Source organism: Brevundimonas mediterranea, assembly GCF_011064825.1.
In the GTDB taxonomy this organism is placed as follows: domain Bacteria; phylum Pseudomonadota; class Alphaproteobacteria; order Caulobacterales; family Caulobacteraceae; genus Brevundimonas; species Brevundimonas mediterranea_A.
Window position 1 is genome coordinate 1357327 of sequence record NZ_CP048751.1, and the last position, 12066, is coordinate 1369392.

The following is a 12066-nucleotide window of genomic DNA, read 5'->3' on the forward strand; positions in this document are numbered from 1 at the left end:
TACCGGAGCCTGCCCATGTCCTCGCCGACAGCCCTGCCCCCCATCACGCCCGTGAGCGCCGACGAGCCGGAAGCCAGCAGCGCCGATCCCGTGGCGGCCAACATCGAGGCGCTGAAGGCCCTGTTTCCAGACGCGATCAGCGAGGGCGGTGTGGATTTCGACACCCTTCGACAAATGCTGGGAGACGCCGTCGATGATGACGAAGAGAAATATGGCCTGACCTGGAGCGGCAAACGTCAGACGCGTCGTCTAGCACTCACGCCTTCCTTAGGCACTTTATTGCCGGCACCGGGGGATAGCGTCGATTGGGAAACGACGCAGAACCTTATGATTGAGGGCGACAATCTGGAAGTTCTGAAATTGCTCCAGAAGAGTTACGCAGGAAAGGTGAAGTTGATTTACATCGATCCTCCCTACAATACAGGGAGTGATTTCGTTTACCCTGATGACTACAGCGACAGCCTAGGGAACTACCTTCGCCAGACCCGACAAATAGATGCAAATGGAGTGAGATACACGTCAAATCCCGAGGGAAGCGGCCGATATCATACTGAGTGGCTGAATATGATGTATCCACGCTTGCTGATGTGCCGATCCCTTCTCGCTCAAGATGGTGCGATTTTCATCTCTGTTGACGATCATGAAGTCAGCAATCTTCGACTTGTTGCGGATAGTGTCTTCGGACAAGAGAATTTCGTCTGCGTCATTGCCGTCGTGAACAATCTCAAAGGACGGAATGACCGGCGCCACATCGCCACCGCTCATGAGTCGATGCTATTCTATGCGCGCCCGGAGTTCATCTCCTATGGGCTGCCTCTTACACCGGAGCAGAAGGCAGCGTTCAAATTGGTGGATGAACTTGGGCGCCCTTATGCCTTGAGGGACCTCAGAAAGAGGGGCGGGCCGGATCGCCGAGAAGACCGACCCAATATGTATTTCCCCATCTATTGGGACCCAAACACCGGAGACTGCAGCCTCGTCCGCGAGGGACGCTACACCGACACAGCGTTACCTCTTCGAGGTGACGGTTCTGATGGCCGCTGGCGGTGGGGAGTGGAAACAGTCTCCCGTCATCTATCTTGGCTGCATGCTCGCCGCTCCAAGAAGACGGGCAAGGTTGACGTGGAGCATCGCGTTTATCTCGACGCTTCGATTAGCGTTGGCGAAGGTAAAGATGCGGATGATGATGAGGATGAAGGCGGGTTTGAGAGATCAGCTAAGCCGAAATCAATATGGCTTGGTGGATCGCTCTCCAGTGACACAGCAAAAAGAGTGGTGAAGGACCTCGGCTTCGGTGACGCTTTCGATACGCCGAAGGCTTTGGATCACATACAAAACATTGTCACTCTGGCTAGTCGAGACAACGCCATCATTCTCGACTTTTTCGCCGGCTCAGGCACGACAGGCCACGCCGTCATGTCGCAGAACGCCGCCGATGGCGGCAACCGCCGCTACATTCTTGTTCAGCTGCCCGAGCCTCTCGACCCGGAGAATAAGGACCAAAAGGCTGCGGCCGACTTTTGCGACTCCATCGGAAAACCGCGCAATATCGCCGAACTCACAAAGGAGCGGCTTCGTCGCGCTGCCTCGAAAGTCAAAGCCGACAATGCAGATACGACCGCCGATTTAGGCTTTCGCGCTTATAAATTGGCGACGTCGAATCTCAAGACTTGGGCGCCCGGCGACAATCTGGAGGCCGACCTGCTCTCCGCCGCTGACAATCTGGCCCCCGGTCGCACCGAGGACGACCTGCTGGTAGAATTGCTGCTCAAGCGCGGAATCGACCTGACCGAACCCAGCCAGACCCGCCAGATCGCGGGGCAGACCGTTCATGCCTTCGGTGGTGGCGTCATGCTCGCCTGCTTGGGCGATGTGAAGGTGGCGGACGCCGAAGCCTTAGCCGACGGCATCGGCGACTGGGTCGAGACCCTGTCGCCGATCACCCCCGTCATGATCTTCTTCAAAGACGCCGGTTTCGAAAACGACGTGGCCAAGACAAACGTCGCCAAGATTTTGGATCAGCGACTGAACGATCGCGGCCCCGGCGAAGCCCACCTGCTGGAAGCGGTGCGCAGCGTATGAAACTGCGTTTCGAATCTGACCTGACCTTCCAGAAGCACGGCATCGACGCCGTCTGCGATCTGTTCAAGGGTCAGGAAATCAACCGCACCGAGTTCACCGTATCACGCGTCAGCACCGACGACGCCCAGGCGCAACTCGGTCTCGACGACGACGGTTTAGGGGTCGGGAACCGCCTGACGCTTCTGGACGACGAAGTGCTGGCCAATCTGCGCGCGGTGCAACTGCGGCATGCTCTGGCGCCTGCTGACAGGCTGAGCAGCATGGACTTCACGGTCGAGATGGAGACCGGAACCGGCAAGACCTACGTCTATCTGCGCACCATCTTCGAACTGAACCGGCTCTACGGCTTCACCAAATTCGTCATCGTCGTGCCCTCGGTCGCCATCCGCGAGGGTGTGGCCAAAACACTTGAGATGACTAAGGAGCACTTCCGCGCCCTTTATGCCGGGCAGCCGATCAACTGGTTCGTCTACGACAGCGCCAAGCTGGGCCAGGTGCGCGACTTTGCCACCTCGTCCACCATCAACGTGATGGTCGCCACGATAGGCTCGCTGAACAAGCTGGACACCAACGTCTTCTACACCCCCCACGAACGCACCGGCGGCGAACGCCCCGTCGATCTGGTCCGGGCGACCCGGCCTGTCGTGATCGTCGATGAACCCCAGTCGGTCGATGGCGGCGAGAACGGCCGGGGCAAGAAGGCGCTGGACGAGATGCGCCCCCTCTGCACCCTGCGCTATTCGGCCACGCACGCCACCAAGCATCACATGGTCTATCGGCTCGACGCCGTGGACGCTTACGAGCAGAAGCTGGTCAAACGGATCGACGTCGCTGGCCTGGAGATCACCGGGGCCAACAACACCCCCTATGTGCGGGTCACCGACATCAAATTCTCCAAGACCAAGCCCCCGGTAGCCTCGGTCGAGATCGACATGCAGGGCCAGGGCACGGTCCTGCGTCAGATCAAGACTGGTTTGACCGACGGGCGCGACCTGGCTGACCTGACCAAGCGTGAGGTCTATCGCGACATCTCCATTGGGACGATCGAGAAGTCTGCGTCCGGCGAGGCGCTGATGCAGTTGAACCTGCCCGGCGACGTGAAATACTTGCGCATCGGAGAGGCCCACGGCGACGTCGACCGCGGCAGCGTCGTGCGCCGCATGATTCAACGCACCATCAAGGAGCATTTCGACCGCGAGCGCGTGCTGAGGCCCTTGGGTATCAAGGTCTTGAGCCTGTTCTTCATCGACCGCGTTGATCACTATCGCGTCCATGGCGAGGACGGGTCCCGCTCGCTCGGCCCCTACGGCGTGATGTTCGAGGAAGAGTATCGCAAGCTAGCGGCCCATCCCGATTACCGGGCCAGCCTGTTTGGCGATGGACCGATCGAGCCCGACCGCGCCCACGATGGCTACTTCTCCCGGGACCGTAAGGGCAAGGTCACCGAGCCCGAGGTCAACGCATCGGGCGACCTGAAGAACGCGGCCAGCCGTGAAGACGCCGAGCGTGGCTTCCACCTGATCATGCGCGACAAGGAGAAGCTGCTGGATGAGAAAGAGCCGCTGCGCTTCATCTTCTCTCACTCGGCCCTGCGCGAGGGCTGGGATAATCCCAACGTCTTCCAGATTTGCGTGCTGCGCGAAATGGGCGGTGACCGTGAGCGTCGTCAGACCATCGGTCGAGGCCTGCGTCTCTGCGTCGACAGCAAGGGCGAACGCCGCCGCGACGAGGGCCTAAACGTCCTGACGGTCATCGCCGAGGAAAGCTACGCCAGCTTCGCCCAGGGCCTTCAGAACCAGATCGAGCAGGATCTCAAGATCGAGTTCGGCACAGTCGCCAAGGACACCTTCGCCCACCTGCCTGTCGAGGGCGAAGATGGCGTGATGGAGCCCTTGGGCGTGGCTGCATCGACGCAACTGTTCGAGCACCTTCAGGCACAGGGCTATCTGACTGCCAAGGGAAAAATCGAGGACAGCCTGAGACGCGAACTGAAGGCGGGCACCCTGACGTTCCCTGATGCGTTCCACGCCGTGGCGGCCCACGCCCGTGCGCTCCTGACCAAGCTGTCAGGTCGATTGGACGTCCGCAACGCCGACGACCGCGTGCCCATCGGCATGAACAGAGAAGTGTTCCTCGGGGAGGATTTCCGCGCCCTTTGGGATCGCATCCGGGCCAGAACGACCTATCGTGTCGCCTTCGACAACGACGCTCTGATCCTGGCGGCGGCCGAGCGCCTCAAGACGTCGATTCAGGTCGCCCCGGCTCAGGCCCGGTGGCGCAAAGGTGAGATGGAAATCTCGAAAGCCGGCGTGACCGGCGTACACGAGACCACGTCGCAGTTCATGACGCTGTCTGCCGAGAACGCGGCCGTACCTGACGTACTGGGCGAACTCCAAAACCGCACCGAACTGACCCGCCGCTCCCTGGCCCGTATCTTGGTCGATAGCGGCCGGCTGGACGACCTGCGCGAGAACCCAGCTTCTTTCATCGACCAGGCCGCTGACCTGATAAATCGTGCCAAGATCAACGCCTTGGTCGATGGCATCCGCTACCAGGCTATCGGCCCCGATAGCTTCTATGCGCAGGAACTCTTCGAGACCGAGGAACTGAATGGCTATCTCGACAAGATGGTCGAGGTTCAAAAGTCCGTCAGCGACGCAATCCGCTACGACTCGACGATCGAGCGCACTTTTGCCGAGACCCTGAACGACAGCGAGGCGGTGAGGGTATTCGCCAAGCTACCCGATTGGTTCAAGATTCCGACCCCGCTCGGCTCCTACAATCCCGACTGGGCCGTGTTGCTGAGCGGAGAGGCTGGCGACAGGCTCTACTTCGTGGTCGAGACCAAGGGCAGCCAGTTCCTTGAGGACTTGCGAACGTCAGAGGCGGGAAAGATACAATGTGGTCGCGAGCACTTCCGCGAGATTGCCCGCTCCGAAGGTGAGCCAGGATTCTTGCAGGCTGTGGTGGCCGAGGAAGTGCTTAGGCTGGCAACGACGAGATTCTCACACTCACGATAATCTCACCGTTTATTGCCATCTCGGGCAACAGCGCAGCGTCGAACGCCTTCTCCAGGCAGAGGGGCGCTAGCTGACACAACGCCTTCTCGGGCTTTACATGAAAATCGGCAAAGGCCTGCGGGTATATAAGACGGTTCAGCGGGTGGGTGCTTTCGCTGATCAAGCAGTTCCAATTTGGCCGGCGCCGGGCTGACGGCTGTTCAATCCCACCAATCTTGCGAGCGCATCGGGTCTGAGCCCATTTTGCCGTTGGAGACGAAACTTCCTGGGGGCGCGGCTGGGGGTGAACCCCCCAGCCCCTGCCGCGCCCCCACCTTCGGTCCCCTGAGGCCATCTAGAAAACTGACTGACGGAGTCATCGTTCGTGCGTAGTGTGACTCACTTCGAAATCGCCAAAAAATCCCCAATGATCTCAATGACCTATGGAAACGTGACTCCGTTTCCACCACCGCAACCAGCCCCAGATCGCCCGCATTGCTGCACCGCACAACGGCAACCGTGACTCGAAAACGGCCACCTACGCCGAAAATCCTCAACAAAATCAACACCACCTCGGTCGGCTCTCGGCGGCAAACGTGACTCCAGCGTTTTCGCGCTGTTCGCCCCATTCACGACACATTGTGTCCTGGATTGACACAACGGCTGACACTCGATCGCCCCACGCCGCCCATCTTGGCGCTCCGGCAAACGTGACTGCCCAATGCCGGCCATTTCGGCCCTCGGAGTCACAGTTGGTAGCTAAAGTGACTCAAAATTTCAGGCTGGGTCAGGGTTTGGGCGACACGGATGAATTTCGTGACTCCTCTAGGGGAGTCATGTTTGCCGTTTTGGCGCCCGTCCGCCGACGCGCCAACGCGGGCTGTTCAGGTGACGCCAATCGCACACCGGACCCCATGTCGCCCCAGGCGGGGATGAAGATCACTCCCGCTGAATGAAGGGTCGCCACCATCAGCTTGGCGTTTGCGGCATTCACCGGCGCCGGGCCGTTGCCTCCCTCAGCACGCTTGATCGTGTTCGGCGCCAGCCCGGTACGCTCAGCTAGGTCCAGAACGGACATGTTCACCAATCCTCGGGCGGCCCGCAACTGCGCGCCAGTAGGGTGATCTGCGGGTTTCGTTCTTGGTGCACTCATGATTCAATTTGACTCTTTAGACCAAGTTTGAATTCGTAGACTCATTCTGATGAAGGAGTCTTACATGACTGTTTACGATCCGCCCAACCCCTCTTGCCCGATCCACGGCGAACGCCTTCAGCGCTCGACCTGCGCAATGTGCAACGCCGCCTATATGCGTCGTTATCTCAAGATTCAGCGGCGAGTGACCCCCGCCGTCGCGCTCCATAGCCGCGCCCGCCAGCGTGCAGCCCGTCGCGGGCTGCCGTTCGATCTGGATGTGAGCGACGTCATTGTGCCTCCGATCTGCCCCGCGCTCGGCGTGCCACTCGTCATTGGCGAGATGCGGTCGCCCTATTCGCCATCACTGGATCGTATCCGGCCCGCCCTCGGCTATGTTCGCGGCAATACCCGCGTGATCTCCGACAAAGCGAACCGTTTGAAAGGCGCCCTCGACATCGAGGGGCTGATCAAGCGCGCTGTGGCTTCGGTCGATCAGCGCCGTGAAGACTATGCGCGCCTGGCCGCGTACCTCGACCGGGAACTCCTGCTTGCAGACGTGCGGCGCAAGGCAGCGCAGACGGGGCGCGCGGGCGAGGAATGGGCAAAGGTGGCCAACTTCCTGGAGGCGGCGTTCGTGCGCGCTGATTGGAAGCGCTGATGCCCAACCGAATGGGGCGCCACCAAGGGCTGCGACGGCATTTAACGGGAACCGAGGTTACTCCAGGCCACCAGCGCGTCCTCGTCGGCACCAAGCCGCTCGACGACGGCTGGGTCATGGCGATCATCAGGATCGATGGGTGCACTAACGATGTCGAAGCCGCCTGGCTCGGCCAGCGCATTCAGTCTGACCTGATCGAGTACATCAGCATCGCCAACGACGAGGTCACGCCGGTTGAGGCGGTCGGGGTCGAGTCCGGCCAGATTGCCCTAGACGCCGGCTGGACTGTCGCCGTCTACGTGATCTTGGCGTCGCGCGAGGAGGCGGCCGCGATGTTCGACTTCCTGACAGCCTACGCCACAGAAGCCGCCACATGGACGCACTGAGCAGCAGCGACGCATAACGCAGAATATTCCTTTACAATAACAAAGAGTTAAATCCGTTTTTCGTTGCAATTCCAGCCATCTGTGCTATCATCCGCTTCAATCCACGTTCTCCCTCGGCAGTGACGACAACCGAGGGGGGACCGCTCAATCCCGAGCCCAGACATCTATTGCCTGTCGTCAAATGCGTCCTCGTCCCTCCTCGTCCGCCGACAAGGCGTCAACAGACTGGTCCCGACTTAAGGCCGTCGCCTTCCACCTGCTGCCCCCCGGACAGATCGGCCAAGAGGGCAGGCCGTCCGCATCCCCAGCGTCTTGGCCGCTGCTGCTCACGAAGGAGCAGTTGAGCGCCTACCTGGCGCTGTCGTGGTCTACCATCTCCAAGATTTGCACGGTGGCTCCTGTTGATGTCGGCGCCAGCGTGATCCGGTACAACCGTCTTCAGATCGACGAATGGGTTGCGAGCCTGCCGCCCAAGGCGATCAAAAACGCTGCACTGGTGGCGCCGACCCTTCCGGACCTCGAAACCGAACGCGAGGAACGGCGGAACGCCGCGCTGGATAAGGTTCGAGCACGCACCAGCCTGCACCATCATGGCCGCCGCCCCCGTTTGAGCGACGGAGGGCGCAATGGACAAGGTTAAATACGTCCAGCGCATCCGACGCCCGAACGGCGCCGTTGATCTCTATTTCCGCAAGGGAGACCATCGTGAAGGCCCCCTGAAGTCGCTTGATGGGTCTCCAGAACTGAAAGCCGAGGTCGATGCAATTCTCGCTCGACTCGCTAGGGCGCAAGCTGCTCAGACGCCAAGGGCGGGGACCGTGGGCGGTGCTATCCAGCGCTACAGGAAGTCCGCCGATTTTATCCGGCTCGCCCAATCGACGCAGAAGGAATACGAGCGCCTGCTCAATGAAATCGCAGCTGACGTGGGTGAGGTCCGCCTAGTTGAGGTCGATAAGCCTTGGATCAAGGACTTGCGCGATCTCTGGGCGCCGCGCGGTCACAAGGCGACAAATGACCGAGTGCAGGTCCTCAGGAACGCCTTGATGCCGGCGGTGGAAGACGAACGTATAAAGACGAACCCCTTTTTGAAGCTGAAGAAGTTGGCGCCGCCTCATAACGCCGATGAGGTCAATCTCGCCTGGACAGACGAGGAAGTGGACGCGTTCATCGCGCTGGCCCTCCAGCGCAACATGCCGGGCTTGGCCCGTGCCGTGGCTCTAGGGCGCTGGGGCGGCTTCCGTCGGGGTACAATCTGCAACATCCCGCTGAACGCTCGGGTCATCGCGCAAGATGATGACGGTTTGTCCCAGCGTCGGCTCTACTGGACGACCGAGAAGCGCAAGGTCTTGTGCGACAAGCGAGAAGACAGCCGCCTCTCCGCCTTTCTGGAAAGCACGCCCACCAAGGCCCTTACCATCGCATACGACCAGCGAGGTCACCCTTGGAAGGAGCGATCTCTGAACCAGGCCGTCGCTCGTCTGGTCGACACGCTTGCTCTAACCAAGCGCGCCCGTCCCAACCTCACACCTCATGGCCTACGCCATGCCCGAGGGCTTGAACTAGCGTACGCAGGTGCATCTGATGCCGAAATCATGGCGCAGCTTGAACACACCACCGAACGGGCGGCGCGGATTTACCGTCGGCAGGCGGAGCGTCGCCGCATGGCGGACAGCGGGCAGGACCGAGTCGATAATGTCGTAGCGCTCAAGGCAGAGAGAAAACGGTCTTCGAACGGGGCGTGAACGCCGACTGTAACGAAGGGTGTAAAACGACTGTAACGGCGCGGCTAAAAACACGCGCATCGACCACTAAGTCATTGAAAAGGATGGCGCACCCGGAGCGATTCGAACGCCCGACCCCCAGATTCGTAGTCTGGTGCTCTATCCAGCTGAGCTACGGGTGCGGCTGCCTTGCGGCGAGGGCGGGTCTTTAGCCGTAGAAACCGGCGGGCGCAAGCGGCGGAATGCAGTTTCTGCGTGGTCGGCGGTTGGCGCGGACGCCGGGACGGCCTAGGTCGGGAGGCGACGTCCTCCCTCGTCCGGATTTTCTCATGCATTTCATCCGCCGTCGTCTCGCCGTCCTGCTCATTCCCATTGTCATCGCCGGCTGCCAGACGGCGGGCGGGGGCGCCCCGACAGCGGCCGAGACACCGGTTCAGGGTCAGGCGACGGCGCCGGAGGCCGGGACGCCTGCGCGCGGCCCCTTCGTGGCGGCGGCCAATCCGCTGGCGGTCGAGGCGGGGATGAAGGTGCTGCGGCGGGGCGGGTCGGCGGTGGACGCCGCTGTCGCCGTACAGGCGGTGCTGGGCCTGGTGGAGCCCCAGTCGTCGGGTCTGGGCGGCGGGGCCTTCCTGATGAGCTATGAGGCGGCGACCGGCCATGTGACGGCTTATGACGGGCGCGAGACGGCGCCGGCCTCGGCCACGCCCGAACTGTTCTATGAGGACGGCAAGCCGCTGGCCTTCATCGACGCCCTGTTGTCGGGGCGCTCGACCGGCGCGCCGGGCGCGGTGGCCATGCTGGCGATGGCGCAGAAGGATCACGGCCGGCTGGAATGGCGCGACCTGTTCGGCGAAGCCGAACGCCTGGCGCGCGACGGCTTCGTGGTCAGCCCGCGCCTGGCCGGCATGATCAACGGCCCCGCGCCCCAGGCGAGAACCCGGTGGGCCAAAGCCTATTTCACCCGGCCGGACGGCGAACCCTATCGGGCCGGCGACGTGATGCGGAACCCCGCCTATGCCCGAACCGTGGCGGCCCTGGCGAACGAAGGGCCGGGCGTTCTGTACGGCGGCCGCATCGGGCGCGAGATCGCCCAAACGGTGTCCGAGGCGCCGCGCCCCGGCGGCCTGACCGAGGCGGACATCGCCGCCTATCGCCCGCTGCGGCGCGACGCCCTGTGCCGTCCATACCGGATCTATGTCGTCTGTGTGCCCCCGCCGCCGTCCAGCGGGGTGGCCCTGCTGCAGTTCCTGGCCATGGCCGAACAGACGCCCGATATCCGCCAGGGTCCCGACAGCCCGGCCGCCTGGGTCGCCTTCGGCCGGCTGCAGCGTCTGATGTACGCCGACCGCGACCGCTATGTGGGGGATGCGGACTTCGTCGGCGTGCCGATCGCCGGCCTGCTGGATCCGGACTATGTCGCCGCGCGCGCGGCCCTGGCGCCGACCCTGAACGGTCCCGCGACGCCCGGCGCCCCCACGGGCTCGCCCCCGCGCGGCGCGGACCGCACGGCCGAGCCCGGCGGCACCTCGCACATGGTCATCATCGACGCCGAGGGAAATGCGGTCAGCATGACGACCACGGTCGAGAGCATCTTCGGCAACGGCCGGATGGTCGAGGGTTTCTTCCTGAACAACCAGCTGACCGACTTCTCCTTCACCCCGAGCGAGGACGGCCATCCGGCCGCCAATGCGGTGGCGGCGGGCAAGCGGCCCCGGTCGTCAATGACGCCGGTGCTGATCCTGGACCGTCAGGGCCGTCTGGTCGGCGCCATCGGCTCGCCGGGCGGGTCCAGCATACTGGCCTATGTCGCCAAGGCCTTGATCGGGGTGATCGACTGGGGCCTGCCGATGCAGGAGGCTGTCGCCCTGCCCAATCTGGTGGTGCGCGGCGAGATGGTCGGCGCCGATACGGCCCTGATCGCGCCGGACATCCGCGACGCCCTGGGGGCGGCGGGCATAAGCTTGAGACCCAATGCAACCGAGACCTCGGGCCTGCATGGAGCGATGTGGCGCGACGGCCGGTGGGACGGCGGCGCGGATCCGAGGCGAGAGGGCGTGGCGGTGTCGGAGGTTCGCTGATGCGCGACGACCCGAAGGTGCGGGTCAGCGGCGCGGCTTGATCGACAGCTGGAAGGCGATCAGGCCCTCGTCCAGATCGGTGTCGAGGCCGTTCATGCCGCGCAGCCCCTTGCCGGCGTCGATCTCGCGATAGACCAGCCCGACCGATGTCTGAACATCGCCCCGGCGATAGGCCACCCCGACCGAGGCGTCGCCCAGGAAGCCGCCTCGATCCTGGGTATAGCCGGAGCGGGCGTAGTCGCCGTCGCGGGTGCGGGCGAAATTATAGCCGACCGCCCGGCCGGACCCGGCGGCGTAGAGATACCACCGGGGACGCTCGCCGAAGCGCGCGGTTCCGTCGGGGGCGAGACGATCCAGGCCTTCGCCGATCTTCAGGGTGGCGCCGGCCTCGGCCGATCCACCGTCGCTGCCCAGGCCGAAACCGGCGTGGGGCGTCAGACTGACTTCCAGGCCGGACGGCGTGTGTCCGACGGCGCCGCGGAAGCCGCGAACATAGCGCAGGTCATAGGCTTCCGCGTCCAGCTCGGCCCGGTCGATCGGCGTGACCGGCAGGGGCGAGCCGTCGGCGCGACGCAATCGCCCGGCGGTTTCAAGCGTGACCCGGTCGGTGAAAGCCCTGCGGTCGATCCAGATATCGTTGCGGGTGGCGGCGGCCAGACCCTCGGTTTCGGCCGGCCGCAAGGGCGCGCTCATCTCGATTTCGGATCCGAAGCGGGCGTCGGGCGTGACGCGGAACCCGCCTTGCTCATTGAGGCGCGCGGTCAGGGTTTGAGCCGTCGCGTGAGTTTCGTCGAAGGCGCCGGGGATCCAGGCCTGGGCGCGCGAGTCGGCGAACCCGGCTGCCGCCAGGACGATTCCCACTCCAACGCTCCACACCGCAACGCGCATTCGGTCTCCCCACCGTCCGCTGTTCTCCAGCTTGCACCAGGCGCAACCAGACTCCAACAGACATTTTCAAGACACTGTTTCGTCCCTTTTGAACGACGCCGCCGCGCCGGAGTTCCAGT

At 62.9% G+C, this 12066-nt stretch carries 9 protein-coding genes and 1 tRNA gene; 7 read left to right on the plus strand and 3 right to left on the minus strand.

Annotated elements, in window-relative coordinates; translation table 11 throughout:
• The first annotated feature begins 15 nt into the window (after positions 1 to 15).
• Both GYM46_RS06655 and GYM46_RS06660 read left to right on the plus strand, forming a co-directional pair.
• Positions 16 to 2082, plus strand: coding sequence for a site-specific DNA-methyltransferase (locus GYM46_RS06655; protein ID WP_208861706.1), 2067 nt, complete (start codon positions 16 to 18; stop codon positions 2080 to 2082).
• Positions 2079 to 5102: a type III restriction-modification system endonuclease gene (locus tag GYM46_RS06660; RefSeq protein WP_164952629.1), complete on the plus strand. Its 3024-nt coding sequence runs from the start codon at positions 2079 to 2081 to the stop codon at positions 5100 to 5102. Before GYM46_RS06655 ends, GYM46_RS06660 begins: the two co-directional genes overlap by 4 nt.
• Positions 5103 to 5868: 766 nt before the next feature.
• Here GYM46_RS06660 and GYM46_RS06665 read toward each other — a convergent pair.
• Positions 5869 to 6159, minus strand: a complete 291-nt coding sequence (locus tag GYM46_RS06665) for an XRE family transcriptional regulator (protein WP_208861707.1) — start codon at positions 6157 to 6159, stop codon at positions 5869 to 5871.
• A gap of 139 nt (positions 6160 to 6298) precedes the next feature.
• On the opposite strand from GYM46_RS06665, the gene GYM46_RS06670 reads away from it, so the two are divergent.
• The 4 genes from GYM46_RS06670 to GYM46_RS06685 all read left to right on the plus strand — a co-directional run bounded on the left by GYM46_RS06670 (position 6299) and on the right by GYM46_RS06685 (position 9002).
• On the plus strand, positions 6299 to 6874 hold the full coding sequence (locus GYM46_RS06670; protein ID WP_208861708.1) for a hypothetical protein: 576 nt from the start codon (positions 6299 to 6301) through the stop codon (positions 6872 to 6874).
• Positions 6874 to 7260, plus strand: coding sequence for a DUF406 family protein (locus GYM46_RS06675; RefSeq protein ID WP_164952630.1), 387 nt, complete (start codon positions 6874 to 6876; stop codon positions 7258 to 7260). Before GYM46_RS06670 ends, GYM46_RS06675 begins: the two co-directional genes overlap by 1 nt.
• Before the next feature lie 340 nt (positions 7261 to 7600).
• Complete coding sequence (locus GYM46_RS06680) at positions 7601 to 7900, plus strand: hypothetical protein (protein WP_164952631.1); 300 nt, start codon at positions 7601 to 7603, stop codon at positions 7898 to 7900.
• Complete coding sequence (locus tag GYM46_RS06685) at positions 7887 to 9002, plus strand: tyrosine-type recombinase/integrase (RefSeq protein WP_164952632.1); 1116 nt, start codon at positions 7887 to 7889, stop codon at positions 9000 to 9002. The genes GYM46_RS06680 and GYM46_RS06685 overlap by 14 nt, the downstream gene beginning before the upstream one ends.
• 84 nt (positions 9003 to 9086) lie before the next feature.
• Here the strand turns inward: GYM46_RS06685 and GYM46_RS06690 are convergent.
• Positions 9087 to 9163 (minus strand) — tRNA-Arg (locus GYM46_RS06690).
• 147 nt (positions 9164 to 9310) lie between these two features.
• Between GYM46_RS06690 and GYM46_RS06695 the strand changes: the two genes are divergently transcribed.
• On the plus strand, positions 9311 to 11059 hold the full coding sequence (locus GYM46_RS06695; RefSeq protein ID WP_008262175.1) for a gamma-glutamyltransferase family protein: 1749 nt from the start codon (positions 9311 to 9313) through the stop codon (positions 11057 to 11059).
• 24 nt (positions 11060 to 11083) lie between these two features.
• Here GYM46_RS06695 and GYM46_RS06700 read toward each other — a convergent pair whose 3' ends face one another.
• Positions 11084 to 11947 carry a lipid A-modifier LpxR family protein gene (locus GYM46_RS06700; protein ID WP_050771583.1) on the minus strand — a complete coding sequence of 288 codons (864 nt, stop codon included), beginning with the start codon at positions 11945 to 11947 and terminating at the stop codon, positions 11084 to 11086.
• Positions 11948 to 12066 lie beyond the last annotated feature (119 nt).